At 72.2% G+C, this 26,251-nt stretch carries 23 protein-coding genes and 1 pseudogene; 18 read left to right on the forward strand and 6 right to left on the reverse strand.

The features are described 5' to 3' along the window. The first annotated feature begins 122 nt into the window (after window positions 1–122). Together HHL19_RS26060 and HHL19_RS26065 are read left to right on the forward strand one after the other, a co-directional pair. Window positions 123–1,460 (forward strand): hemolysin family protein, encoded by a 1,338-nt coding sequence (locus HHL19_RS26060; protein ID WP_169092849.1) that lies wholly within the window; start codon window positions 123–125, stop codon window positions 1,458–1,460. After that, entirely contained in the window at window positions 1,457–2,512 is a 1,056-nt protein-coding gene (locus tag HHL19_RS26065; protein ID WP_169092771.1) for a hemolysin family protein, read from the forward strand. Before HHL19_RS26060 ends, HHL19_RS26065 begins: the two co-directional genes overlap by 4 nt. 4 nt (window positions 2,513–2,516) lie before the next feature. On the opposite strand, the gene HHL19_RS26070 is transcribed toward HHL19_RS26065, so the two are convergent. Then, window positions 2,517–4,451, reverse strand: coding sequence for an AAA family ATPase (locus tag HHL19_RS26070; protein ID WP_169092772.1), 1,935 nt, complete (start codon window positions 4,449–4,451; stop codon window positions 2,517–2,519). Between the two features lie 308 nt (window positions 4,452–4,759). After that, the gene (locus tag HHL19_RS26075; RefSeq protein ID WP_169092773.1) at window positions 4,760–5,389 is read right to left on the reverse strand and encodes a hypothetical protein; all 630 of its coding nucleotides are present in this window, start codon (window positions 5,387–5,389) and stop codon (window positions 4,760–4,762) included. Between the two features lie 181 nt (window positions 5,390–5,570). Here HHL19_RS26075 and HHL19_RS26080 point away from each other — a divergent pair, with 181 nt between their 5' ends. Then, on the forward strand, window positions 5,571–6,932 hold the full coding sequence (locus HHL19_RS26080; RefSeq protein WP_169092774.1) for a peptidase C39 family protein: 1,362 nt from the start codon (window positions 5,571–5,573) through the stop codon (window positions 6,930–6,932). A gap of 753 nt (window positions 6,933–7,685) precedes the next feature. On the opposite strand, the gene HHL19_RS26085 is transcribed toward HHL19_RS26080, so the two are convergent. Further along, window positions 7,686–8,486 (reverse strand): alpha/beta hydrolase, encoded by an 801-nt coding sequence (locus HHL19_RS26085; RefSeq protein WP_169092775.1) that lies wholly within the window; start codon window positions 8,484–8,486, stop codon window positions 7,686–7,688. Window positions 8,487–8,602: 116 nt separating this feature from the next. Here HHL19_RS26085 and HHL19_RS26090 point away from each other — a divergent pair, with 116 nt between their 5' ends. Next, on the forward strand, window positions 8,603–9,238 hold the full coding sequence (locus tag HHL19_RS26090; protein WP_240981865.1) for a TetR/AcrR family transcriptional regulator: 636 nt from the start codon (window positions 8,603–8,605) through the stop codon (window positions 9,236–9,238). Window positions 9,239–9,295: 57 nt separating this feature from the next. Here the strand turns inward: HHL19_RS26090 and HHL19_RS26095 are convergent, their stop codons facing one another. After that, entirely contained in the window at window positions 9,296–11,611 is a 2,316-nt protein-coding gene (locus tag HHL19_RS26095; RefSeq protein WP_169092776.1) for an ATP-dependent RecD-like DNA helicase, read from the reverse strand. Window positions 11,612–12,228: 617 nt separating this feature from the next. Here HHL19_RS26095 and HHL19_RS26100 point away from each other — a divergent pair. From HHL19_RS26100 to HHL19_RS26150, 10 genes and pseudogenes are all read left to right on the forward strand, one after another. Continuing rightward, window positions 12,229–12,915, forward strand: coding sequence for a hypothetical protein (locus HHL19_RS26100; RefSeq protein ID WP_169092777.1), 687 nt, complete (start codon window positions 12,229–12,231; stop codon window positions 12,913–12,915). 5 nt (window positions 12,916–12,920) lie between these two features. After that, window positions 12,921–13,346 (forward strand): hypothetical protein, encoded by a 426-nt coding sequence (locus tag HHL19_RS26105; protein WP_169092778.1) that lies wholly within the window; start codon window positions 12,921–12,923, stop codon window positions 13,344–13,346. Window positions 13,347–13,348: 2 nt separating this feature from the next. Beyond that, complete coding sequence (locus HHL19_RS26110) at window positions 13,349–14,323, forward strand: DUF6083 domain-containing protein (protein ID WP_169092779.1); 975 nt, start codon at window positions 13,349–13,351, stop codon at window positions 14,321–14,323. A gap of 563 nt (window positions 14,324–14,886) precedes the next feature. Continuing rightward, window positions 14,887–15,138: a hypothetical protein gene (locus HHL19_RS26115; protein WP_169092780.1), complete on the forward strand. Its 252-nt coding sequence runs from the start codon at window positions 14,887–14,889 to the stop codon at window positions 15,136–15,138. 73 nt (window positions 15,139–15,211) lie between these two features. Next, window positions 15,212–16,057, forward strand: coding sequence for a helix-turn-helix transcriptional regulator (locus HHL19_RS26120; protein ID WP_169092781.1), 846 nt, complete (start codon window positions 15,212–15,214; stop codon window positions 16,055–16,057). A 49-nt stretch (window positions 16,058–16,106) separates the two neighbouring features. Next, window positions 16,107–16,706, forward strand: a complete 600-nt coding sequence (locus HHL19_RS26125) for a hypothetical protein (protein ID WP_169092782.1) — start codon at window positions 16,107–16,109, stop codon at window positions 16,704–16,706. Next, complete coding sequence (locus HHL19_RS26130; protein ID WP_169092783.1) at window positions 16,703–16,978, forward strand: hypothetical protein; 276 nt, start codon at window positions 16,703–16,705, stop codon at window positions 16,976–16,978. The genes HHL19_RS26125 and HHL19_RS26130 overlap by 4 nt, the downstream gene beginning before the upstream one ends. 234 nt (window positions 16,979–17,212) lie before the next feature. Then, window positions 17,213–19,699 carry a hypothetical protein gene (locus HHL19_RS26135; protein ID WP_169092784.1) on the forward strand — a complete coding sequence of 829 codons (2,487 nt, stop codon included), beginning with the start codon at window positions 17,213–17,215 and terminating at the stop codon, window positions 19,697–19,699. A gap of 298 nt (window positions 19,700–19,997) precedes the next feature. Continuing rightward, window positions 19,998–20,138: pseudogene (locus HHL19_RS37695) on the forward strand (peptidase C39 family protein); the annotation flags it as partial. Window positions 20,139–20,213: 75 nt separating this feature from the next. Continuing rightward, on the forward strand, window positions 20,214–20,369 hold the full coding sequence (locus HHL19_RS26150) for an SCO1431 family membrane protein (RefSeq protein WP_169092785.1): 156 nt from the start codon (window positions 20,214–20,216) through the stop codon (window positions 20,367–20,369). Between the two features lie 12 nt (window positions 20,370–20,381). Here the strand turns inward: HHL19_RS26150 and HHL19_RS36870 are convergent, their stop codons facing one another. Then, complete coding sequence (locus tag HHL19_RS36870; protein ID WP_206325941.1) at window positions 20,382–20,771, reverse strand: hypothetical protein; 390 nt, start codon at window positions 20,769–20,771, stop codon at window positions 20,382–20,384. A gap of 355 nt (window positions 20,772–21,126) precedes the next feature. Here HHL19_RS36870 and HHL19_RS26160 point away from each other — a divergent pair, with 355 nt between their 5' ends. Further along, on the forward strand, window positions 21,127–22,191 hold the full coding sequence (locus HHL19_RS26160) for a hypothetical protein (protein WP_206325934.1): 1,065 nt from the start codon (window positions 21,127–21,129) through the stop codon (window positions 22,189–22,191). Between the two features lie 10 nt (window positions 22,192–22,201). Next, entirely contained in the window at window positions 22,202–23,305 is a 1,104-nt protein-coding gene (locus HHL19_RS26165) for a phosphotransferase family protein (RefSeq protein WP_169092787.1), read from the forward strand. Window positions 23,306–23,316: 11 nt separating this feature from the next. Here the strand turns inward: HHL19_RS26165 and HHL19_RS26170 are convergent, their stop codons facing one another. Continuing rightward, on the reverse strand, window positions 23,317–23,685 hold the full coding sequence (locus tag HHL19_RS26170) for a hypothetical protein (RefSeq protein ID WP_169092788.1): 369 nt from the start codon (window positions 23,683–23,685) through the stop codon (window positions 23,317–23,319). A 225-nt stretch (window positions 23,686–23,910) separates the two neighbouring features. Between HHL19_RS26170 and HHL19_RS26175 the strand changes: the two genes are divergently transcribed. Together HHL19_RS26175 and HHL19_RS26180 are read left to right on the forward strand one after the other, a co-directional pair. Then, window positions 23,911–24,351 carry an Lrp/AsnC family transcriptional regulator gene (locus HHL19_RS26175; protein WP_030493658.1) on the forward strand — a complete coding sequence of 147 codons (441 nt, stop codon included), beginning with the start codon at window positions 23,911–23,913 and terminating at the stop codon, window positions 24,349–24,351. Window positions 24,352–24,360: 9 nt separating this feature from the next. Next, window positions 24,361–25,989 carry an amidohydrolase gene (locus HHL19_RS26180; protein WP_169092789.1) on the forward strand — a complete coding sequence of 543 codons (1,629 nt, stop codon included), beginning with the start codon at window positions 24,361–24,363 and terminating at the stop codon, window positions 25,987–25,989. Window positions 25,990–26,251: the final 262 nt, after the last annotated feature.

The raw sequence follows: 26,251 nt of genomic DNA on the forward strand, positions 1-26,251 counted from the left end.
TGTGCAGGGCCGCCGCCGGCGGCCGGCGAGGCCACCCTACGACCCGAGGAGTGACTCCCTCCGGCAATGGACGGATCGTCCGGTAGTACATGCGCCGCCCCCTCGTCCCCCGAGGCGGCGGCATGATCGTCTCCCTGCTGCTCCTTCTGGCAGCCTTTCTCCTGATCCTCGCCAACGGCTTCTTCGTCGCCGCCGAGTTCGGTCTCGTGACCGTCGAGCGCGCGGAGGCCGAGCGGGCCGCGGCCGCCGGTGACCGGCGCGCCCGCACCGTCGTCTCGGCGCTGCGCGAGCTCTCCTTCCAGCTCTCCGGCACCCAGCTCGGCATCACCCTCACCTCGCTCGTCGTCGGCATGCTCGCCGAGCCCGCGCTCGCCGGCCTGCTGCGCGCCCCGCTGACCGCCACCGGGCTCCCCCCGGGCGCCGTCTCCGGGGTGGCCGTGGTGATCGGCATGCTGCTCGCCTCGGCCGTGCAGATGGTCGTCGGCGAACTGGTGCCCAAGAACTGGGCGGTCTCCCGGCCGCTCCAGGTCGCCCGCTTCGTCGCCGCCCCGCAGCGCCGCTTCTCCGCCGTCTTCCGGCCGGTGATCGCCCTGCTCAACCGGGTGGCGAACGGACTGGTCCGCGCCCTGGGCGTCGAGCCCACCGAGGAGCTCGACTCGGTCCGCACCCCCGGCGAGCTGGAATCCCTCGCCCGGCACTCGGCCCGCGCCGGCGCCCTCGAACAGGACACCGCCGACCTCTTCGTACGCACCCTGTCCCTGGCCGGCCTCACCGCCGAGCAGGTCATGACCCCGCGTGTGAAGGTCAGCGCCCTCCAGTGGGACGCCACGGCGGCCGACGTCCTCAACCTCACGCGCGCCACCGGCCTCTCGCGCTTCCCGGTCTACCGGGACCGCATCGACGAGGTCGTCGGCATGGTCCACCTCAAGGACGCGCTCGCCGTCGCCCCCGACGCACGCCCGCGGACCTCGGTCGGACGGATCGCCGTCCCGCCGCTCCTCGTCCCCGAGTCGCTGCCCGTCCAGGCCCTCCTGGAGCGGCTGCGCCGCGAGCAGCCGATCGCCGTCGTCGTCGACGAGTACGGCGGCACGGCGGGCGTGGTCACCCTGGAGGACATCGTCGAGGAACTCGTCGGCGAGGTCCGCGACGAGCACGACACCGCCGCCGACGCCCTCCCCGAGCTGGCCGCCGCGCCCGCCGAGGACGGCCGCCCCGCCTGGGAGGCCGACGGCTCCTGCCGGGTCCACACCCTGCGCCGGATAGGCCTCGACGTGCCGGACGGCCCGTACGAGACGGTCGCCGGGCTCGTCGCCGACCTCCTCGGCCGGATCCCGGCCCCCGGCGACCGGGCCGAACTGCCCGGCTGGCGGCTCTCGGTGCGCCGGGTCGACCGCTTCCGGGCCGAGCGGGTCCGGATCGTCCGCACCGCCCCGGTGCCGATGGCGGAGGCGGTCCGATGAGCACCCTCCAGCTCCTCCTCGCCCTCTTCCTCGTCCTGGCCAACGGCTTCTTCGTCGGCGCCGAGTTCGCGCTCGTCTCCGTCCGCCGCAGCCAGATCGAGCCGCTCGGCGGGGCCCGCGCCAAGCAGGTCCTGTACGGCCTGGAGAACCTGCCGCGGATGATGGCCGCCGCGCAGTTCGGCATCACCGTCTGCTCCCTCACCCTCGGCGCGGTCGCCGAACCGACCGTCGCCCACCTCCTCGAACCGGCCTTCCACGCCGTCGGCGTGCCGGCCGGGCTCATCCATCCGCTCGGCTATGTGATCGCCCTCGCCGTGGTCGTCTTCCTCCACCTCGTCATCGGCGAGATGGTCCCGAAGAACCTCGCGATGGCCGCGCCCGAGCGGACCGCGCTCCGGCTCGCCCCCACCCTGGTCGCCTTCGCCCGGCTCTGCCGGCCGGTGACGGCCGCCCTCGGCGCCTGCTCGGCCCTGGTGCTGCGGGCCTTCAAGGTCGAGCCGAAGGACGAGGTGGAGGCGGTCTTCACCAGCGCCCAGCTCGGCCGGCTCGTCGAGGACGCCGGTCAGGCGGGCCTCCTCGACCCGGCGGAGCAGGAGCGCCTGGAGGACGCCCTGGAGCTGGGCAGCCGCCCGGTCACCGACGTCCTCCTCCCGGCCGCGGCGCTCGTCACCGTCCCGCCGTCGGCCACCCCGGAGCAGATCGAGGAGCTGACCGTACGGACCGGCTACTCCCGCTTCCCGGTCCTCGCCGAGGATCGCGGGCAGACCGTCTTCCTCGGCTTCGTGCACGTCAAGGACGTGCTCGACCTGGAGGAGCGGGACCGGCCGGTGCCGGGCCGGCTGTGGCGCCCGATGGCGACGCTCCGCGCGGAGCTGCCGCTCGACGACGCCCTCACCGTGATGCGCCGGGCCGCCACCCACCTCGCGCAGGTCGCGGACGCCTCCGGCCGGGTCCTCGGCCTGGTCGCCCTGGAGGACGTCCTGGAGACCCTGGTGGGCGAGGTCCGCGACCCCGCGCACCGGCTGAACCCCGCCCCGGCGCCCGTCGCCTAGCGGGTCAGAACGGGGGTTCCTGCTGGGGGCCGCGGTCCGCCGGACCGCGGCCCGACAGCACCTCGCCGTACGCCTGCATGAGGTCCCCGAGCCGCAGGGTCGCCAGGTCCTCGCGGGTGAGCGTGCCGGAGTAGCCGGAGAGCCGCAGGTCGCGGTAGGCGCAGGACTTCTCGTACAGGGTGCGCAGGAAGCGGCCGTTGCCCAGCTCGTCGATCCAGCCCTGCTCGACGACGTGGCCGCTGATCGAGCGCAGCTCGTCGAGCGCCTCCTCGTCCCAGCCGTCGCCGTTCGCCGCGGCCAGCACCTCGCCGATCGCGGTGAGTTCGAGCGGCCGGTAGGACGGGAAGTCGACCCGGGTGGTGAAGCGGGAGGAGAGTCCGGGGTTGGCGGCGAGCAGCCGGTCCATGCCCTCCGGGTACCCCGCCAGGATGACGACGAGGTGGTCGCGGTTGTCCTCGGCCCGCTTCAGCAGCACCTGGAGGGCCTCGTCGCCGTACGCGTCGCCCTTGCTGTAACCGGAGTTGGAGAGCGCGTACGCCTCGTCGACGAAGAGCACCCCGCCGACCGCCGAGTCGATCAGCTCGTTCGCCTTCACCGCCGTCTGGCCGAGGAACTCGCCGACGAGGTCGGCCCGTTGGGCCTCCACGAGATGGTCGCCGCCGAGCAGGCCGAGCGCGTAGAAGACCCGGCCGAGGATCCGGGCGACCGTGGTCTTGCCGGTGCCGGACGGCCCGGAGAAGACGAAGTGCCGCTTCGGCGGCTGCACCGGCAGCCCCTGCCCCGCCCGCAGCCGTGCCATCTCCAACTGCGCGGAGAGCGCCTTGACCTGACGCTTCACCGGTTCGAGCCCGACCATGCCCTCCAGCTCGGCGAGCGCTTCGGCGAGCAGCACCGGATCGGTCGGCCCGGCCGGGAAGCGCGGCGGTGCGGGCTGCGCGGGCACCGGGGAGCTGTGCCGTACGACCTCCCGGGGCGCGGTCGGCGGCACCGGCTCCGGGGAGCGGCGCGGCCCGTCGCCGCCGGGGGACAGGGGCTCCGTCTCGGGGCCGGCGGCGGTGTCCGTGCCCTCCTGCCCGGAACCGGGGCCGGGGCCGGAGCCGGAGCCGGAACCGATCGTGCCGAGGGCGATGGCGGCGAGACCGGCCTGCTCGTCCATGCCGTCGAGCCCGTCGAAGCCGTCGTACTCGGCGATGGCGGCGAGCCGGGCGGCGGTGTCCATGAACGCGGGGTCGACGCGGTGCACCGCCCGGTAGAGCGGGAGGGCGGCGGCGCTGCGGCCGGTGCCCTCGTGGGCGCGGGCGAGCCAGTAGCGCAGCTCCTTGCGCTGCGGCTGCTCGCTGCGGCAGCGCATCAGGGCCGCCGAGAGCAGCGGCTCGGCCTGCCCGTACATCTCCAGGCGCACCCGGGCCATGCCGCCGAAGAGGCCCGCCTCGATGCCGAGCAGCGGGTCGTCCACGAGCGGTTCGGTGTGCCGGACCAGCTGGTCCCAGTCCTTGACCAGGTAGGAGCGGCAGGCGTGCAGGAAGCGGACCTGCGGGTCGGTGTCGACCGGCGGCAGCTCGGCGAGCGCCCGGTCGAGCTCCGGGACGTGCCGCCCGTCGAGCCAGTGGGAGGCGTGGGCGAGCAGCAGGTCGCGCGGGCGTTCCAGTACCGGCTGAACCCACCAGCCCAGCCAGTACCAGGAGTTGAGGGTGCGGCGGTGCCGGGCGCGCTGTTCGCCGAAGCGCTCGCGGTTGCGGTACATGCGCAGCAGCGCGGTGGTGGTGTCCACCCGGAGGGCGTGCAGCCCCAGCCAGGCGTCCGCCATGCCGGGATCGATCCGCACCGCGGCCCGGAACTCCTCCTCGGCCTGCGGATAGGCGCCCATCGTGTAGGCGTCCACTCCGCGCAGCCAGGCGAGTTCGGCGGGGGCCTGCGAGCCCTGCGTGCCGATGTCCATCGGGTCCCCCACAACCGTCGGCGTATGGACGGGATTTGACCGCACCTGCGGGCATCGTACCTGCGCAGGCGGGGTGGGCTTAAGGAGAAGCGCAAGATCCGGAAGCGGTGACCCAGGGTGAGCACGGGCGGCGGGGAAGGGCCCGGTGAGGGGTGGAGAGGGCGGAACGAAGCCCCCGATCACGGGGGAACAACCGGGGGCTTCGTGTCCGCGGCGGCTGTCGAAAGCCGCACATTGAGAACGTAAGACCTGTATGCCCCCGGGGTCAAGCGCCCTTGAGGCACTTGCGGAAGCGGAATTCCGGGGACTCAGTCCACCGCCATCAGGCCGTCACGGTGGGTGATGATCTGGTCCGCGCCCGCCGTCACAGAGGGCCCGGGAAGCCAGTCGTACCCCTCGCCCCGCTCCCGTACCAGGGTGTCGGCGAAGGGCCGCGACGGATCTTCGGCGAAATGGCGAGTCTCCGCCACCACCCAGCCGTCCCAGAACTCCGCCTGCTCCGGTCCGTCCCGGTGCCGCCCCCGCTCCCAGGACGCCCCGGCCGGCCGCTCCATCCACAGCAGCCACGCCAGGTGCGGCCGCAACTCCCGCCGCCCGGAGCCCACGCCCTCCACCAGCACCACCGGCGCCGGGGGCAGCGGGCGTGCGGGGCCGAAGGACCGCAGATTCCAGTCGTACGGGTGGTAGCGCGCCGTCTCGCCGCGCCGCAGCGGCTCCAGGACCTGGGCGCGCAGCCGGTCGGTCCAGGAGAAGAGCTCCTCGTGGGTGGCGAGGTCGTCGAGCCGGAGCACGGGCGCGCCGCCGAGCGCGGCGGCGAGCCGCCGGGCGAGGGTCGACTTGCCGGAGCCGGCGTGGCCGTCGACCGCGACAAGCCGCACCGGGCCGAGCGAGGGCGGCAGCCGGCGCAGCGCGCGGGCCGCGCGGTCGAGGTCGTCCATGCGGCCAGGGTAGGTCAGGGCCGCCCGCGCAGGTCAGCGCGGTGCCGCCGTCAGTGGTCTGCACCAATGTCGGTGGCGGCGACGCGGGCCGAAGTGCTGGCGAAGGCCCCGCGGAGCCGGGATAGTGGGCCCGCGCAGCCCCGTCCGATCGCCGTCCCGTCCTCGACTGGGGGTCCTCGCCATGCCCGGATCAGCCTCACGCCGGACCGTCCTCGCCGCGGCGCTCGCGGCCGCCGCGGGCACCGCCGGAGCCGTGTCGGCCGCGGCGGCCGAACCCGGCGACGCGGAGGCGGACACCGCCGCCCCGGCCGCCGCGACCGTCGCCAACCGCTTCTGGTCGACCTACACCGACTGGCGCTCCGGGACCGCCGAGGGCACCCGGCCCGTCGCCGGGCACCGCCCCGGCCTGGTCCTGGACGCGCCCCTGGGCCGTACCGACTACACCGACCCGCACACCGGGACGACCTCCGCCTGGGAGTACGCCCGCTGGACCTCGCCGGAGCACACCCCGGCGGTGCCCGCCACCGAGGTCATCGCCTCCTGGAACGCCCGCACCCCGGCCGGCACCTGGCTCCAGGTCGAGCTCTCCGGCACGTACTCCGACGGCACGCGGACCCCGTGGTTCGTGCTGGGCCGCTGGGCCTCGGGCGACACCGACATCAAGCGCACCTCGGTCGACGACCAGACCGACGGCCGGAGCACCGTCTGGACCGACACCCTCGCCGTCGACGACCCGGCGAGCGGCCTCCGCCTCGCCTCGTACCGCCTCCGGCTCACCCTCCACCGCCGCCCGGGCACCACGCTCACCCCCACCGTCTGGCGGCTCGGCGCGATGGCCTCGGACGTCCCGGACCGCTTCACCGTCCCGCCCTCCGCGCCCGGCCTCGCCCACGAGCTGACCGTCCCGCGCTACTCGCAGAACACCCACGTCGGCCAGTACCCCGAGTACGACAACGGCGGCGAGGCCTGGTGCAGCCCGACCTCCTCCCAGATGATCGTCGAGTACTGGGGTCGCGCCCCCTCCGCCGCGGACCTGGCCTGGGTGAACCCCGACTACGCCGACCCGCAGGTCTGCCACGCGGCCCGCTTCACCTACGACCACCAGTACTCCGGCTGCGGCAACTGGCCCTTCAACGCCGCCTACGCCGCCGCCTACCCCGACCTGAACGCGGTCGTCACCCGCCTCCGCTCGCTCACCGACCTGGAGACCCTGATCCGCGCCGGCATCCCGGCGATCACCTCCCAGTCCTTCCGCAAGGAGGAACTGACCGGCGCCGGCTACGGCACCGCGGGCCACCTGATGACGGTCATCGGCTTCACCCCCGACGGCGACGTGATCGCCAACGACCCCGCCTCCCCGACCAACGACGCCGTCCGCCGCGTCTACCGCCGCCGCGAGTGGGAGAACATCTGGCTCCGCACGAAGCGCTACGACGCGAACGGCAAGGTCAGAAGCGGCACGGGTGGTGTCTGCTACATCTTCTGGCCGGTCAGGTCGGCACCAGCTCAGCACCGCGCACTGCGGTCGCTCGGCCTGGTGTGAGCATGTGCGGCCGGGCGACCGTCCCGCCCGCTGGCCGCATACGAATCCCCTGCCCCTCGTCGCTGTCGGCCACGCGGGGAGGTACGACTCCGGAAACCCTGAGATCGGGCAGAGCCCGCTGCGTGCGAGGGGGCCCGGGCCACACGGCCGGTGGTGGCGGGGCGACCAGCATGCCGTGCAAGCCGCTGACGTCCCCCGCGCCGCCGGGTGCCGGAGTACGTCGGATTCGGCCCGGAGCCGAGGGTGCGGACCGGTGCGACGAAGCACAGGCCGAACGTCGTGAGCAGGTCGGGCAGGAACCGGGCGAGGGCGTTGTAGCGGGCGGCCGGCATCTGCTCGAAGCCGCCGGCGGGCTCTTGGGCGAGGGCCGCGCGGGCACCGGACACCGTGACCGGGGATGTGCGCAGCAGGACGGCGGCGGAGCTGCGGATGACGTCGCTCCCCTCACCGAGTCGGAGACCTCGATCGCCCCATCGGCGGCGACCGCCCGGGCGCGGGCGGCCCGCGCGGAGCGGACCAGCGCCTGGAGGCGCTCACCTGGGGGAGTCGACCACCCGTGAAGGGGCGGGGCCGAGGTCGGGCGAGGCGCGGTCGAAGAGCCGGACGCCCGAGCTTGTAGGCGCCGGCGCGGGAGAAGTTCTCCTGGACGATGTCGTCGTCCGTCACCGAGCGGGTTGTCGGGACGGGAATCGGGACCGGCGGGACCCGCGATGAAGCCGTCCAGGGACATGCCCGGACTGGCGAAGACCTTGCTCACGCCTCCCCGGTGGTGAAGAAGCCGGTCAGGACGGGGGCGAGGATCTCCGCGGCGATGTTGTGCTCCTGGCCGGGGAAGACGTGCAGGGCGAAGTTGTCCGCCAGTGCGGCGAGTTCCCGCGCCCCGGCGAGCATCTGCGGTGCGCCCGCGTCCCCGCTGCCGACGAGAACGGGCACGGCCACGGACTGCCAGCGGTCGGCGGGCAGCGGTCGGCCGGACATGGTGTCCCCCATGACCTGGCCGTCGTAGGGCAGGGTGCGGGCGGTGGCCTCCATACCCGTCCAGAAAGGGGCCTGGCGCATTCCCGCGACGGCCTCGGCGGGCATGCCCACGGCCGCGGTCATGAAGTAGGCCACGGCATCGCCGTACGCCCCCTGCTCCACGAGTTCCGTCAGGTGGGCGACGTAGTCGGCGGGCAGCGGCGGGCGACTGTCGTCGGTGATGAAGGGCGGTTCGTACACGGCCAGCCGGGAGACCGCGCTGCCCCGGGCCACGGCCTCCAGCGCCAGTACGGCACCGGAGGACATCCCGAAGACCATCGCCTCACCGCCCACGCGCCCGATCAGCGCGTCCAGGTCCTCGACCTCGCGCTGCACGTCGTACGTCGGGCTGTCCCCGCTGTCGCCGCGGCCCCGGCGGTCGTAGGTGAGCACGGTGAAGTGCTCCGCCAGCAGACCGCCGAGTTCGGCGGAATCGCCGCGCGTCATGAACGCGCCGCCGACGAGTACGACAGCGGGGCCCGAGCCCTGCTGCTCGTAGGCGATGGCCGTGCCGTCGGCAGAGAACACCTTGTCCATGAGAAAGCCACTCCAGATTTCTGCGCGGTACGCGGGGCAGGAAGCCCCGCGCCTTCGGAACTGGACGGTACAGTACCCATACGGGTACTGGTCAGTCCAGTACTCTTCTGCGGGGGATGAGGCGAATGGAGAAGGAGTCGATGATGGACAGCCGTTCAGCACGCAAGCACGAGGCGATCCTGGAGGCCGCGACCAGCGTTTTCCTGGACAAGGGGTACTCAGGAACGAGCATGGACGACATCGCGAAGCTGGCCGCGGTGTCCAAGCAGACCGTCTACAAGCACTTCTCCGACAAGGAGAAGCTCTTCGCCGACATCGTCCTGGCCACCACCGACCGGCTCGACACCACGATCGACCTGCTGGCCGACCTCCCGACCGACGCCGCCAACCTGGAAGAGAACCTCACCAGGCTCGCCCGCCGGTTCCTGACCGCCCTCACCGATCCCCGAGTGATCCAGCTTCGACGCCTGATCATCGCCAACGCCGATGTCTTCCCCGACCTGGGAACCGAGTGGTACGAGCGGGGCTTCGAGCGAGGGCTCGCCACGCTGGCGGCGACCTTCCAGCGGCTGACCGCCCAGGGGCTGCTGCGGATCGACGACACGCTCCTGGCCGCGAACCACTTCTCCGGCCTGCTGCTGTGGATCCCGGTGAACAAGGCGATGTTCACCGGCGGCGCCCAACACACCGAGGCCGACCTCGACCGCTACGCCGCCGCCGGCACCCGCGTCTTCCTCGCCGCCTACCGCTGACCACGAGGTGGCTCGGGCGCGCGAGGTGCCGTCGTCCCGCTGACGGGGGAAGGCCCCTCAGCCCAAGGCGAGTTGCCCGGCGGGAGTCTGGCCTCGTGGGGTCGGTACGGCGGACGTCGGGTGGGTGATGCGGTGGGACAGAGCTGTGTTGCGGCGCTGGGTCCGGTTGTTGGAGACCGCTCGTTCGACGGCCTCGGTCTGGCCGATGAGCATGACGCCCCGGCGGGCGCGGGTGACGGCGGTGTAGAGCAGGTTCCGCTGGAGGAGCATCGTTCCGGCCGCGCTGATCATGGGGACGATGACGTACGGGTACTCGCTGCCCTGGGACCTGTGGACGGTCAGGGCGTAGGCGTGGACGAGTTCCTCGAGATCGGAGAAGGGGTACGCGGCCGTCTCCCCGTCCGTGAAGGTGACCGTGAGCTGATGGGCCTCGGTGTCGACGGAGGTGACGGTGCCACTGCTGCCGTTGAAGACCCCCGACGTGCCTCGGTGGGGGTTGTTGCGGATCTGCTGGACGCGGTCACCGAGCCGGAAGGCCGTTCCGTCGTGGTAGTGCTGAGGCCTGTCCGGAGCCGGCGGGTTGAGACGTTCCTGAAGGCGCCGGTTGAGGTCGTTCATGCCGGCGAGGTTCTTCTTGCCCGGGCACAGGACCTGGATGTCCTCCGGGCGGGCTTCGAGATGCCTGGGCATGAGGTCGCAGACCAGCTCGACGACGCGCTGGGCGATGTCCTCAGGACCAGGGACGCGCCGGTTCCAGAATGCTCGGGGGTCATCAAGGGGGAGTCCGCCGTGCAGGATGCGGTGGGCGTTCGTCACGATGGCGGCGCTGTCGTCGTGCTGGCGGAAGACCCTGGTGAGCCTGGTGCGGGGGATGCCCTCGACGTCCAGCAGATCGCGCAGGACGCGGCCGGGGCCGACACTGGGCAGCTGGTCGACGTCCCCGACCAGCAGGAGGTGGCAGCCGTCGCGGACGGCGGCGAGGAGTCTGCGGGCGAGCGAGAGGTCGAGCATGGACGCCTCGTCGATGACCACCACGTCCGCCGTCTCCAGCGTGCCGGCGTGATCGAAGAGGGAGTCGCCGTCAGGCGGGCGGATCAGGCGGTGAACGGTCATCGTCTCCTGACCGCAGGTCTCCTCCAGGCGTTTGGTGGCCTTGCCGGTCGGCGCAGCCAGCGCGACGGCGGCGCCGGCCTGGTCGGCGATCTCGACCAGGGTGCGCAGCGTGTGGGTTTTTCCGCAGCCCGGACCGCCCGTCAGGATGGACAGGGGCTGCGTCAGCGCGTTGTGGACCGCCTGGCGCTGCTCGTCGGTCAGCCCCGCCGTCTCCGTCGAGGTGAGTGCGGCCAACCGTTCGTCCCATGGAGCGAGTTCGGCGAGCGCGGGGGAGGACGCGAGCAGGCGGCGCACGTGCCACGCGAGTTGGGTCTCATCGCGATGGCAGCGCGCGAGCTGGGCGATCTCGGTGTCCGCCACCGCGTCGGTGCCGTCCATCACCGTCAGCGGAAGTGTCTCGGTGACCACCTCGCCCTGCGCCCGCAGCGTCTCCAGCGCATGCCGTAGGACCACGTCGTCGAGGATCTCGGCGGTGGCCGGGTCGTCGTCGGACAGCAGCTGTCGGGTGTGGGCGAGCAACACGCGTAGGGGCAGGTGGCAGTGGCCCTGGCCGCAGCCCTTGTCGAGCTCGTGCAGGAGCGCGGCCTGGAGGCGTTCGTCGCTGTGCTTGGGCACGCCGACGGCGAGCGCGATCTTGTCGGCGTTGTGGAACCCGACGCCGCGCACGTCCCGGCACAGCTGGTAGGGGGTGCGGCGCACGACGTGGATCGGATCGTGATCGGTGTCGGCGTAGGCCGTGTAGATCTTCACGGCGAGACGTGGGGTGATTCCCAGGTTCTGCAGAAAGAGCATGATCTCGGCGATGGCCTTCTGTTCCTGCCAGGCGGCCGTGATCCGTCCGAGCCGGATCGTCCCGATGTTGTGCACCTCCAGCAGCCGCGTCGGCTCGGCGTCGATGATCTTCAATGTCCGCTCGCCGAACGTGTCCACGATCGCGGAGGCAAGGACCGGGCCGATGCCGCGGATCATGCCGGAGGCGAGATAGAGGCGGATCGCGCGTTCATCCGCGGGCATGGTCCGCTCACACTGCCCGACCCTGAACTGTCTTCCGTGGCGGGGGTGCTGGGTCCACGTACCGCGCAGACGCAGACTCTCCCCTGGACGCACGCCGAAGAGCGCCTTGCCGAGAGCGGTGACGGCCTCTTCGGTGCCGGCCGTGGTCAACCGGAGCACCGTGGTCTCGTCGTAGCTGATGTGCAGCAGGTGATCGACGACGCCCTCGACCACGTCCTGGGTCTCCATGGACACCTGATGTGCCACGTGTTCTGTCTCCAAGGTCATGTACAGCGACGGATCAGGCCAGGTGGTGGTGCGGTGAGGCCAGCATGAGCCCTGCAGCGATGGCCTATTGCGTGGCTGAAGGATTCTGCTCACCGAAACGAGTGACAAACAGGGACGCGTGCCCGTGATCACGCGTCTGGGGAGTCCTCGGCAACCCACTGTCCATGCGGAGGACCTGCATGCCTGGCCGACGGATTCCCGTCCAGCGCAGGGTGACGACGCTGCGGGTGGGGGTCGACACCCATGCCGAGTCGCACGACACCCGCGCCGCGATCGACGGCCGGCGCGCGTCCTCGTCGCCATGTGCCCCGGCCTTGTCGCGGCCGCCGACCGGGCCACCCGCGCGTCCTGCACCCCGTGCAGCGCCCCTGGCCCCGGCAACCCCGGACGCCCGCCGCCGCTTCGGGACCGCCCGACACGTCGCCTGAGGCCCTCCTGCCGGGTCGGCTGCCCACCGCCGTGACCCGCTAGGGTCACTCCGTGGGTCATGGTGTGCCTGGCGCCTGCACACCTGAGGGTGATTTCTTTCACCCGGAAGAAGGAACTGCCTGAGGAGGACGGGGAAGTACGGCCGGGCTGTGCGGTCTCGTGCCTTCGTGCACCTTCCGCAACATTCCACCTACCGCGTTCCGACCAACCGGCCTCCCCTGCTCGCCGAGCTCCGGTCGAAGCTGGCCAGCGTCGGCGACCACGTCCGGGCCGTGCCGGAGCAGGGAGACCCCACGGAGTACGAGGTGATCGCGGACGCCCTCTACCAGGCGTTCGTGGTCGCACGGAACCTGTCGCCGTCCCGGGACTCCACGAACTGCCGCTACCACCCGAAGGGCCCGGTCGACCCCGAGGCCCCCGAAGGATGGGGGCAGTGTCTGCTGTGCAACACCCACCGGCGCGCCGGCAACGCCGGGGCCCGCTCGGGCGCGCCCAGAGCCCTGGTCCAGTACGACGTGCCACCGCCGCCCTACACTCACGAGGGACTCATCAACCGCCTGCGGTCGCTCAACGACGCGGTCTTCGAGCTTCATCTCAGGTCATCGGACGAGGAGTTCGCCACGACGGCGGACCTGTTGCACGCGGCCTTCGTCATCGCCCGCGAACTGTCCCGGCCCCGCTCGGCCTCAGGCTGTACCCGACACCCAGGAGCGCCCACCGACCCTGCGGCAGCGGGTGGTCCGCGCTGCCTGTTCTGTGCCGCCGATGACCTGCGCCGTCAGCGCGCTGCCGCGCCGCGGCGTGTTCCCCCGCCTGCCCAGGTCCGCCGCAACGGCTCCCACACGCCGTGGTAGACACCGTGGCCTCCTCGTACGATCACCTGCTGGCAGCCGAGGAACTCCTCCAGACGGCACGCAAACTCCTGGAGTCGCGCAAGCACCGCCGGGCCGAGCCGTTGATCCGGCTGGCCTCCGGATTCCTCGAAGCGGCCGCCGCACGCGACCGCATGACGGCCGCGCCAGTGCCGGAAGCCGAGACGGGAACGGTGGCGGACCCGGTGGCGGACCCGGTGGCCGTGCCGTCGGCCCGTCCATCGCTGCCGCCCTGGTGCGGTCAGTGCGACGGCCCCGAGGTCTCCCTTCGGTGGATCTGCCTGTCCGAGGACGACGAAGGGCGTTCGCGCGCTGCGAAGTGCCCGCGCTGCCATCCCGGATCCGCCGCGTTGAGGGCCCCCTCCCCGCAGGCGGCCGTCAACCCGCGGGCAACGCCGCCCACCTGGGGCTAGCGATGGCCATGCACCTGCACCGTTCCAACGGCACCATGCTGCTGCGCCGTGACGCCGTCGCACGCTGCAAACACTGCGGGACCCCGATCGAGTGGTTCGACCGGTACGACGGCCAACGGATCCCGCTCTCCATGGAGTTCCCCGCCCGGCCGGTCCCCGTTCCCATGCGCTGGTACACGGCCCGCGGCCTGGCCCATCCCGGCGCGGACCCGAACACCGGCCAGTGCCGTATCCCGCACCCCGCGATCTGCCCGGCCCTGGAGCACACCGACCTGCCACCCGAGATCGAGGACCTCGTCGGTCGGCTCGCTGTCCGGATGCGCAAGCGGATCGACCAGGGGTTGTTCCTGCCGGAGGCGGACCGGCCCGCGGACGAACCTCGGAAGAGGGACCCTGAACCGAGCGCGAGCAGCCGGCATGTCGTCTCTCTGTACAGCACCTTGCACATCGCCCCGGGCGAAGTGCAGGACATCCGGTGTACCGCCCTCCATGACGACGGCGCGCGGTGCGAGAACCGCCTCTTCGACCGCAAGGACGGCAGATGGGAGGAGACCGCCGTCCCCCGCTCGCCGGGTCGGCAAGGACAGAGACTCCTCTCCGCGACCGGCGGGCGCATGTGGGTATGGAGTATCCGCGAGTTCAACCACACCCTTCGCTGGCGACGCCAGCTCTGCACCGATCACGACAGAGGGGACGTTCTCGCGCAGGTGCCGAACGAACTCGTCCCCTTCTCGCCGCTTGCCCACGGCGAGTACGTCCTCGGCCAGCGGCCCGCCGGCTACGACCGTCCGCCGGCCGACGAGCATCTGGAAATCCATACAGGTCCGAAGGACCGCACCGTGTGCGCGGGGGACGGCTGCAGCCATGCGTCCTCCCGCTCGGAACCGACCGGATGGCTGTGCTGGCAATGCGTCCGCGTAGCGAAACGCCGCGCCCGCATCCACCAGCAATGGCAGGCATCCCAACCGTCCGACTGAGAGAGATCGTCGCCACACGTCGTCAGGACCGAGGCCAGTGCGCGCCGGGCACAGCACCGCGGGACGCGCTCGCGATCTGCTCCGTCGTAGCCTCGGCTTGAGCCGGTTCACCCGCCTCGTGGCACCCGTGCCCCGCTGAGGGCCTACACGATGCGATCGCGGGATCCTTGCCTCGATTTGCAGCATGCTCCCGCCCATCCCACTCGTCCTTGCCGGCGATGCCCTCGCTGATCGGGTGATGCGGCCTCCTGCGGGCGCGGACAGTGATCCGTCGAGCGCCGGCACCCCTCGGCGACACCGCCACGCCCGATCACTTCGGGGTCCAGCCCGGGCGCCTTGCCGAAGTGGCTCCCCAGCCGAGTACCGGGCATGAGGGAGAAACGTCCTTTACCGGATGGAGCGACCTAACAGGCCGTTATCAGCCCCGCATGCGTGCAAGGATCCGCATGGCCCGTCCGGCGAAGGGTGAATTTCCCGCAAGCACCTGCAAGGCGGTTGCGTGGCTCATTGCGACGTCTCACTCTCGGAGAGTCAACGACCACCTGGGAGATGGAGGAGGGCCTGTGGCTCTGCATCTGCTGTGCAAAGACCCGGAAAGCCCGAACAACGGTAGTCCGACGCTCTATTACGACGATGCCACGGACAGCTACCTGCTTCAGTCGTGGAAGGTGGTGGACGCGTCGCGCCTCGCGTCCATCAGCATTCCCGACCACGAGACCATCGTGGAGTTCCCCACGCGGCTCCTGAGGCTCTTCCCGACCACGGAGAACGCCCCGCATGTCCGCACAGCACGGGAAGGTAATAATGCCCCATAAAAGGGGCTGACCGCCCAGCGGTTTTGGCCCCCGGGGGTCGTGCGCCTGCCGTGCCTACCTGCACACTGGCTGCATGCCTTCCTCCTCCAGCGTCACAGAAGCCCGTCGCGCCCTCGGGCGACGCCTGCGTCGTCTCCGTGAAGACAAGGGACTCACCACCCGCGAACTGGCGCGGCGGTGCGGCTGGCACGAATCCAAGTGCAGCCGCATCGAGCACGGCAAGGCCCCTGCCTCTCCGGACACGATCGAGGCGTGGGCGCGGGTCTGTGACGCGGAGGACCAGATCGACGAACTCGTCGAGGCGGCCCGCGGGATCAAGGGCATGTACGTCGAGTGGCGCGACATGGAGGCGGCCGGTCTGAGGCAGGCGCAGGACAGTGTGCGACTGCTGTGGGAGCGGACTCGGACGTTCAAGGCGTACGCCCAGAACCTGATTCCCGGCCCCCTCCAGACGACCGCGTACACGCGGGCCGTCCTCGAAGGGATCCGCGACCGGCGGGGACTGCGCGACGATGTCGAGGCGGCCCTCGCCGTCCGGGTCGGGCGCCAGGCGGTGCTTGACGATCCGGAGCGGCGCTTCGACATCGTCCTGGAGGAAGCGGCGCTCTACCGGCGGGTGGGGCCGCCCGAGCTGATGGCCGAGCAGCTCTGGCGGCTGCTCGAACTGGCGGCGCGCCCGAACGTACAGCTCGGCGTCATCCCCCGGGACGCCGACCGCCATCTCATGCTTCCCGTCGAGGACTTCTGGATCTTCGACGGCCGGCAGGCCGGCGTGGAACTCGTCTCCGCCTACCTGACCGTCACCCAGCCCCACGAGGTCAAGCTCTACAACAGTGACTTCGACCGGCTCGACGAACTGGCCGTGCACGGCGGTCCGGTCATCCAGCTCATGGCCTCTGTCCTCACCTCCTACAGCTGAGGCGGCGCGCCCGCCCGTGCCGGGTCCGCCGCCGGTGGGAAGCGGCGACATGACACGGTCCGGCAAGCGGCGGCGCGAAGAGGTGTTACCCGGTCCCCAGCGCGGGCCCGAGACGTTCCACGCGCACAGACCCGAACCGCTTCACGGCACCTGGCGGCGCCCGGCGACGAGCCTTCTCGCTCTGGCCGTCGCCGCGCTGGCGGTGCTCGTGCTCCTCCTGTCGGGCCGCCTGAACCCGCCCGACGAGGATGGGGGCACGGGCGATACCCAGGCCCGGAGGCTTGGCCTCCAAGAGCGGTTCCTGGTCGACCTCGCCGCCCACCGGCCCCGCAACGAGCACGTCGTCACGTCGGGCGTCACCAGGCCCGGCATCCCGGTGGCCCTCACCACGACGCCGTACGCGGCAGGCCTCCCGCACCGGATCGCCTACCGGTGCGAAGGGAGAGGGAAAGTGACGGCGACCGCCTTCACCACGGACGGCGTGCGCCGCCGTTTCCCGGCCACGGACTGCGGCTTCCCGATCGCCTCCCTCGCCGTCGAGGACTACCGGACGGTCACACTGGCCGCCGACGGCCGGGACGCCCTCGTCCTCTGGGCCGTCACCGTCACCAGACCCCGTACCCCGCTCGGACGGGCGGACCACGCATGAAGCCGCCCAGCTTCCGCTGCCCCGTGCCCGAACACCCCGCCGCGTGCATCCTCGAAGCCCTCGCCGTACGGGAAGCCGTCCTGTGCGAAGCCATCGGTACCTCGGTCGTCGTCCACACCGAGCACGGCGAGGAGATCCTGGAGGTCTTCCTCCCGATGATCCGCGCCGGCCACCCCACCCGCCACGTCACCCTCGACGACAACGTCCTCGTCGTGTGGCCCGAAACGCAGGGCCATGGCCGTCGAAGAGCACACTCGCCCCGAGAGGAGTAGAGGACCACGTGGCCACATCAGGGTCGAGGCGATGCCGTGGTCGTCCCAGGGAGGGCCTCGGCAGACCGTGCCCACCTAGGTGAGGTCGCGAGGAGAGTCAGGAGTCAGCGGTGCCCGAAGTGATGCTCTGCGGTTCACAGTTCACGGTTCACGGTTCACGGGCCGCGGTCGGGGGCAAGGCGCTCTACGGTGGGCCTCGGATGTATGAGGCCGGGCGAATCAAAGGGGGTCCGGGTGGATGCAGAGCTGGCCGCGCTCGTGGCATCGGGGGCATCGACGCTGGTGACGTTGATGGTGACGGATTCCTGGGAGCGGGCCAGGGAGAGAGTGGCCGGCTTCTTCCGTCGACGGGGTGCCGAGCAGGCGGCGGCTGAGCTCGACGAGTCGAGCGAGCGTGTCCAGGACGCGTCACCAGACGCCGCGGCCGTCGTCACGGCCGAGGTGGAGGAGGACCTGCGTCAGCGCCTCCTGGAGGTCGTACTGGACTACCCCGATGCCGCAACCGAACTGGCGGCTCTACTCCGCGACTTCGTCTCCGACACGCGAGGTGTTCACCTTCACGGCGAGGTCAATCCGGGGCCCTCCTTTCACGGGGCGCACATCCACGGCGGGATCACCTTCTCCGTACCTCCACCTCTTCCCGTCGCGGCCGGGCGACTCGTCCCGCACCAAGTGCCGCCCCTGACGGTTGATTTCATCAACCGCACCGCCGCCCTCGAGCGTCTGGATGCCGCGTTCGGGGGCGAGGGCTCCCGAGTCGGACTCGGCGTGATCGGTGGGTTGTCCGGCGTCGGGAAGTCGACCATGGCGAGCCGCTACGCCGACCGGTCGAACGACCGGTTTCCGAATGGGCAGGTCTACGTGGACTTCGCCGGGCTCGACGGGGCCGCCGCCACGCCAGTCGGCGATGTCCTGGAGGCTCTCGCCATGTGCCTCAGAGCCATCGGGGTCAGCGAGGAGATCCTGCCACCGACGCTGGCCGAGCGAACCGCGTTGTGGCGCTCGCACACGGCCCGGTCGAGGATTCTGGTCGTGCTCGACAACGTGACGGATCCGGGACAGGTGAGACCGCTTGTTCCCCGAGGGCCGGGCAGCGCTGTGCTCGTCGCCTCCAGCGTGAGACTGGGCGAGCTTGCGGCGGTTGACGGGGCGCAGCTGATCAGCCTCGAACCGCTGGACACCGAGGCCGGCCTTGCCCTGCTCGCCGGTCGCTGCGGTGAGGAGGTCGTGGCGGCCGATCGTACGGCCGCACTGCGGATCGTGGAGCTGTGCGGCGGCCTGCCCATCGCCCTTCAGGTGGCCGCTGCACGTCTCCTGATGAACCGTCACCTGACCTTGGCCGCACTCGCCCGGGAGCTCGACGACGAGTCGAGCCGACTCGCCGGCTTGGCGCTGAACAGGGGGCAGTCTGTGTCCGCCGTGTTCGAGCCCTCCTACCGGCTGCTCGACCCTGACGCGGCCCGGCTCTACCGAGCCCTCGGGCTGCTTCCGCTGTCCGCCTTCGACGCGGGTGTGGCTGCCGTCGCCTTGGCGACGGGGGCGGACCAGGCGCGACGATGGCTGGAAACGCTCGCGGACGCGAGTCTGGTGGAAGCGGGCGCCGACGGCCGGTACCGGATGCACGGCCTCGTACGGCTCCACGCCCGCGAACACGCGGTGCGTGAGGAAGGTTCCGGTGAGGAAGCGGCCCTCCTCGGCAGAGTCCTTCGGCACTATCTCGCTCTCGCGGCGCTGGCCGACCGGACGATCCGCGAGGACCGGCTGCGGATCGTCGATCTCAGGGTGCTCCTGCGTGACGTGGCGGACCCGTTCGCGGTCGAGGACGGGCCGGCTCCGCTGGAGTGGCTGGACGCGGAGCGGACCAATGTTCTCTCAGTGCTGCGCGCGGCCGTCCGCCAGGGGCGTTTCACTCCCGCATGGCAGCTCGCCGAGGTCTTCACGGTCCTGTTCCTCCACCGGCGCTACGTGGTCGCCTGGCGGGAGTCGCTGGAGCTGGGGATCCAGGCGGCGGTGGCCGCTGCGGCCGAGGCGGCGAGTGCGGCCGAACTGGACGCGGCCATGGCGGCCGAGGCCCGCCTGCGCAGCCTGCTGTCGCGTCCACTGATGGACCTCGACGAGCACGAGCGGGCGCGCGCCGAGCTGGAGACCGCTGTCGTCAAGGCGGGCACCACGAGCCGGCTCGACCTGCGCGGATCCGTCCAGGAGTTCCTGGGGCGCTACTGGGACCACTTCGACACGGCTCGTGCGATCGAGGCGTACGAGTGCTCCATCGACCTCAATGAGCGGGCGCACGAGTGGCGTGGAGTCGCCATCGCCCGGCTCTTCCTCGGGCGCGCTCAGGAGGCTGCCGGTGATCCGGCCCGGGCTCTCGCCACACTCGAGCGGGCACGCCGAGAGCTGATGGGGTGTCGGGACCAGCGCATGGCGGCCCGGGCGACGGCCGCGATCGGCGGGGTCCACGCGCGGCACGGCGACGTTGCGGAGGCGATGCGCATCCTCCAGGAGGCGGTGCTCGCCCTGGGCGCGGCGGACGCTGTGCACTACAAGGCACAGGCCCTCGTGCAGCTCGCCGACATCGCCGAACGTGCGACGGAGCCGACGGAAACGGCGGGGCAGGTACGGCAGTGGCTGACCCAGGCTCTGGCGATCCACGAAGCCGTTTTGAGTCCGATCGCGGACACGCTCAAAGACCGCCTGGAGCGCCTGGAGCCGGATGCGTAGACGCGTCCACGACCCAGGCATGGTCACTTACACGCGGCTGCACCAAGTGGGTGGAGGGTCTGTGGGGGGGGGGGGGGGGGGGGGGCGGGGGGGGGGGGGGGGGGGGGGGGGGGGGGGGGCACCGGGTCGGTACCGATCCAGCGCGACGCACCCCGAACGGACCGGAACGGGCGCCAGTGGAATTCGGCACCAGGTCGGCACCATGGCGACCGCGCTCGATTCGTCTCACGGGGTTCGAGCCTGTGACCTGCATGTTTGGGCGGGACAATGTCTCGTGGTACGTGGCGCCCCCCATGTGGAGAACATCTGGCTGCGGACGAAGAGGTACAACGCGAGCGGGAAAGTGGTGTCCGGCACAGGTGGGGTCTGCTACCTGTACTTCCCCGACCGGCCGACTCCCGCGCAGCGCAAGGCGCTTCAGGCCGTGGGCGTGCTCTGAGGCGCCCGGGGGCCGGGCGGGGGTGTGAGGGACGTCTCTGGTGGCGGGGCGGGGGCCTGGCCCATGGTGGTGGGCATGAGCGCCACCACCACCTTCGCGGCCCGTCTGTTCTCGCGCACGCGCACCGGCGGGCCCCAGGACGACCGGGGCCCCGAGCTCCTGGAGCACGTCCTGGGCTGGACCCTCGTCGTCCTGCTCGCCGTCCTCGTCACGCGCGCGGGTCTCATGTGACCCGGCGGGCCGTCAGCGGGTGCCGCCGCCCGGGGCGACCAGGACGCCGCTGACGCGGACGGTCCGGTCGGCCCAGACGGGGCCCGCCGCGAGCCGCGCCCACTCGGGGTCCCGGCGCCCGGGCAGGGTGCGGCCCTGGCTGGCCCAGAGGGAGTACAGCGCCTGGTAGATCGGCGGGTCGGGGTGGACCTGTACGGGGACCGGCGCGGGCACCGGCACGGGGGCGACGACCGTGGGGGCCGGGGTGGGCGGGGATGCCTCCGGTGCCGGCGCGGTGCCGTCGGGGGCGGGGTCTGAGGGGCCCGAGGCCTCCGGGATCCAGTGAAGAACCGATTCTTCACCGTGCGGTTCGGTCTGCCGATGCCGACCGACTCCGCTGGGTGTGGAGTACAGCGTGGTCATGCCCGGACCAACGCGCCCCGGGGGTGCCGGGTCACCGCTCGACGGATTCGAGCGCCAGTTCGCGCCCTACCCGTCGCTTTATCCAGCCCTTATGTGCGCCCCTCTCCGTGCGCCCCTCTCCGTGCGCCCCTGTCCGTGCGCCTCTCTCCGTGCGTCGCCCGCGCCGTCGCCCGCGCCGCGGTTTACGCCGCCGTCTGCCCCTCCCACCCGCGCCCCCCGCCCCGCGCACGCCTCTGGTCCTCGCCGTGATGGCTGACGTACCGTCAGATCCTCTTCGAGGACCAGGAGGTCAGCCGTGGACGACGACCGGCCCGTCGCGCTCGACGAATACCCCGTGCACCAGGCCCCGCTGTCGATGAAGCACCACGTCAGCGGCGACCGGAACGCCTACGACCGCTGCATCTTCCACGTCTTCGACCATGCCGGCCGCGCCTTGCTCATCGCGGGGCTCGGGGTCTACCCCAACACCGGGGTCGTCGACGCCTACGCCACCCTGCGCACCGGCGACCGGCTGCACGCCGTCCGCGCCTCCGACGCCCTCGGCGACGACCGGATGCGGCTGGAGGTCGGCCCGCTGCGGATCACCGTCGACGAACCCCTCCGCCGCTTCACCCTGAGCTGTGCCCCCGACCCCGCCGACCCCGACGGGCTCTCCTTCGACCTCACCTGGACCGGCGACTTCCCGGCCCTCTGGGAGCCCCACCACCTCCAGCGCACCGGCGGCCGGCTCACCCTCGAAGGCCGCCGCTTCGTCCAGGCCGGGCACTGCGCGGGCACCGTCACCGCGGGCGGCGAGCGGTTCGAGGTCACGGCGGGGGAGTGGACCGGGACCCGCGACCGCAGCTGGGGAGTCCGCCCGATCCCCGGCGAGGAGCCCGGCCGGGCCGCCGAGTCGCGTCCCGAGGGCTTCCACTGGCTCTGGATACCCATGCGCTTCGACGACCGCTTCGTCATGGTCGTCGCGCAGGAGGACGCCGACGGCTACCGCACCCTCAACCAGGCCCAGCTCGTCCGGAACGGGCAACGGGACGCCCAACTCGGCTGGCCCCGCACCGAGATCGCCTACCGGTCCGGCACCCGCCACCCCGAGAGCGCCGTCGTCCACCTCACCGAACCCGCCACCGGCAAGCCCCTGGAGATCGGCGTCGAGATCCTCGCCTCCTCCCCGCTCGCCGTCGGCGCCGGCTACCCGCCCGCCGACGACTGGCAGCACGGCACCTGGCAGGGCCGGGACTGGACCGACCGGCGCGTCTACGACCTCTCCGACCCGGCCGCCCACCCCCTCGCCGCGTACGGCGTCACCGACCACTCCGCCCGCTTCACCCTCGACGGCCGCACCGGCCACGGCATCTTCGAGCACGGCTCCTTCGGCCGCCACGACCCCAGCGGCTTCGCCGACTTCACCTCCACCGCGCCCTGAGGAGACGCCCATGGCCACCGCCCCCCGTCCCCGCACCACCACCCGCGATCCCGAGGAGCTCGCCGCGCGGCTCACCGCCTGGCTGCACCGCGGACTGCCCGGGGCCACCGTCTCCGGGCTCGCCGTGCCCGGCTCCAACGGGATGTCCAGCGAGACGCTGCTCTTCGACCTGGAGCACCCGGACGCCCCGGTACGCGGCTGCGCGCTGCGGCTGGCCGCCGACCCCGGCGCGTACACCGTCTTCCCCGTCTACGACATGGCCCGCCAGCACCGGGTGATGGGGCTGGTCGCCGAGCACACCGATGTGCCCGTGCCGCGCGTGCTGTGGCTGGAGGAGGACCCGGAACCGCTCGGCGCGCCCTTCTTCGTGATGGCCCGCGCCGAGGGACGCGTCCCGCCGGACGTCATGCCCTACACGTACGAGGGGAACTGGCTGCACGTCGCCACCGATGCCCAACGGGCCGCCCTGGAGGCGGAGTCGGTGGGGATCCTCGCCCGGCTGCACGAGCAATTCCCGGCGAAGGAGGCCGAGTTCCTGCTGCCCGAGGGGGAGGGGAGCGCGCTGCGCCGGCACGTCGACGCCCAACGCGCCTACTACGCCTGGGTGGTGGAAGGGCTCGCGCCCTCACCGCTCATCGAGGCGGCCTTCGCGCGTCTGGAGGAGCTGTGGCCGGACGACGAGGGTCCGGCGGTGCTCTGCTGGGGCGACGCGCGGATCGGGAACATCGTCTACGACGGCTTCGCCCCCGCCGCCGTCCTCGACTGGGAGATGGCGGCCTGCGCGCCCCGCGAGGTCGACCTCGGCTGGACCGTCTACCTCCACCGCTTCTTCCAGGACCTGACCGTGGGCTTCGGCCAGCCGGGCCTGCCCGGCTTCCTGCGCCGCGAGGCGGTCGAGCGGCGGTACGCCGAACTGACCGGGCACACCCCGCGCGCGATGGAGTTCCACACCCTGTACGCGGCGCTGCGGCACGCGATCGTGATGCTGAGGATCGCGTACCGCCAGGCGTACTTCGGCGAGGTCGAGGTCCCCGCGGACCCCGACCGGCTGATCCTGCACCACGCCACGCTCGCGGCGATGGTGCGGGGAAGCTACTGGACCGACGTGGACTAGGGTCCCGGGCCTCAGGCCGCTCGGCGCAGCTGCGCCGAGCGGATCGGCCGCGAGCCGGGGCCGCCGATGTGCGAGAACGGCTGGGTCCGCCAGTCGAGTCCCTGGGGGAGCGTCAGCAGGAGCGCGGTGTCCTGCTCCTGGACGCCGGGCTCCGCGTCGGCGGAGTCCGCGTCGTCGGCGGCCCGGCCGGTGCCCGGACACACCGTCAGGGTGAAGGGGTTCCACGGAGACGGGCAGAGCGCGTGCTCGGGCAGCGCGTCCTCGTCGGCGAGCAGGGCGATCGGCTGATCGCACTCCGGGCACACCACCCGGTACATCTCAAAGGTGTCGTACGCGTCGAACTCGTCGGACGGCTCGACGGAATCAACGGGCTCCTGCATGGAGAATCTCCCCCTCGGACCGGTCGGCCGATACTGTGCGGCCGGAACCACAGCAAGCCCTTCCCATACGGAACTCCGCATAACCGTGAGCGGAGCTCGGATGCCCCGGGCAAACCTGTGGCGTTCGTCACATGCCTGTCGCAGGTGCCCCGTGAAGGCCCATAGCGGTCTATAAGGCTCCCTCCCGGCTGGGCCCGGGACCCTTCGGCGCAATAGGGTCGGCGCATGGAGGAGCTGGATCGTCAGATCGTCGAGTTGCTCGTCAAGGACGGGCGCATGAGCTACACCGACCTGGGCAAGGCCACCGGCCTGTCCACGTCGGCCGTGCATCAGCGCGTCCGCCGTCTGGAGCAGCGCGGAGTCATCCGCGGCTATGCCGCCGTCGTCGACCCCGAGGCGGTGGGCCTGCCGCTGACCGCCTTCATCTCGGTCAAACCCTTCGACCCCAGCGCCCCCGACGACACCCCCGACCGGCTCGCCGACATCCCCGAGATCGAGGCCTGCCACAGCGTCGCCGGCGACGAGAACTACATCCTGAAGGTCCGGGTCGCCACGCCCCTGGAGCTGGAGCACCTGCTCAGCCGGATCCGCTCCCAGGCGCACGTCTCCAGCCGCACCACCGTCGTCCTGTCCACCCCGTACGAAGCCAGGCCGCCCCGCATTTAGCCTGGTCGCATGAGCGAAAGCCTGAACTCCGGCGAACACCGCACCGTGCTGCTGCGCGGTGGAGAAGTCCACAGCCCCGCCGACCCCTTCGCCACCGCCATGGTGGTGGAGCGCGGTCACGTCGCCTGGGTGGGCGAGGAGGGCGCCGCCGACGCCTTCGCCTCAGGCGTGGACGAGGTGATCGACCTGGAGGGCGCGCTCGTCGCCCCGGCCTTCGTGGACGCCCACGTCCACACCACGGCCACCGGCTTCGCCCTCACCGGCCTCGACCTCTCCTCCGCCGCCTCGCTCGCCGAGGCGGCGGAGCTGATCCGCGCGCACGCCGCCGCCCGTCCCGGGGACCGCATCCTCATCGGGCACGGCTGGGACGCCTCCCGCTGGCCCGAGCGGCGCCCGCTCACCCGCGAGGAGCTGGACGGCCTGACCGGCGGCCGCCCGCTCTACCTCACCCGGATCGACGTCCACTCGGCCGTCGTCACCACCGCGCTGCTCGACCTCGTCCCCGGCGTGCGGGAGCTCGACGGCTTCCACGAGGGGCGCGCGCCGCTCACCGGCGACGCCCGCCACGCGGTCCGCGCCGCCGCCTTCGCCGCCGTCTCCCCGGCCCAGCGCGCCGAGGCCCAGCGCGCCGCCCGCGCCCACGCCGCCTCCCTCGGCATCGGCACCCTCCACGAGTGCGGCGGGCCGCGGATCTCCTCCGAGGACGACTTCACCGGCCTCCTCGACCTCGCCCGCAGTGAGCCCGGCCCCCGGGTGGTCGGCTACTGGGCCGACCTGGACATCGAGCGGGCCCGGGCGCTCGGCGCCCTCGGCGCGGCCGGCGACCTCTTCGCCGACGGCTCCCTCGGCTCGCACACCGCCTGCCTCCACGAGCCGTACGCGGACTCGGCCGGTCACACCGGGGCCGCCCACCTGGACGCCGCCGCGGTCGCCGCGCACGTCGTCGCCTGCACCGAGGCGGGGCTCCAGGCCGGCTTCCACGCCATCGGCGACGCCGCGGTGAGCGCCGTCGTGGACGGCGTCAGGGCCGCCTCCGAGAAGCTCGGCCTGGCCCGGATCCGGGCCGCCCGGCACCGCGTCGAGCACGCCGAGATGCTGACCCCCGAGACGGTCGCCGCCTTCGCCGAGCTCGGCCTGACCGCCTCCGTCCAGCCCGCCTTCGACGCCCTGTGGGGCGGCGAGGACGGCATGTACGCCGAGCGGCTCGGCGCCGAGCGGGCCCGCACCCTCAACCCGTACGCGGCCCTGCTGCGGGCCGGCGTGCCGCTGGCCTTCGGCTCGGACAGCCCGGTCACCCCGCTCGACCCGTGGGGGACCGTCCGGGCCGCCGCCTTCCACCGCACCCCCGAGCACCGGATCTCGGTCCGGGCGGCCTTCACCGCCCACACGCGCGGCGGCTGGCGCGCGGTCGGCCGGGACGACGCCGGCATCCTGGTGCCGGGCGCGCCCGCCGACTACGCGATCTGGCGGACCGGCGACCTGGTCGTCCAGGCGCCCGACGACCGGGTGGCCCGCTGGTCCACCGACCCCCGGTCCGGAACACCCGGTCTGCCCGATCTGTCCCCCGGGGTCGAGCTCCCCGTCTGCCTGCGGACGGTCGTGTACGGACAGACGGTTTTCGTACGGCCGAACGAGTGATGTGCGGTTGACGATCACCCGGATGTACGCACCACGGGTTCGTCCCCGACCTGCGGATCTTCCCGTCCGGCCTGCGGCTTCTCGGGAACCCCGCAGGTCAAACGGGTGTTGACAGCCGACCGCCATGGCCCGGTAGGTTCTCCCGCGTCCACCACAGGACGTCCGACCGGACCACACCTCCTCGCCCGCGCCGACCGCCGCCCGCGCCTCGGCCCGCGAGGGAAGGTTTCACCGGCGGAAGGTGCGACCCGGGTGGGGCCCG

It is taken from the genome of Streptomyces sp. R302 (assembly GCF_012927245.1).
GTDB lineage: Bacteria > Actinomycetota > Actinomycetes > Streptomycetales > Streptomycetaceae > Streptomyces.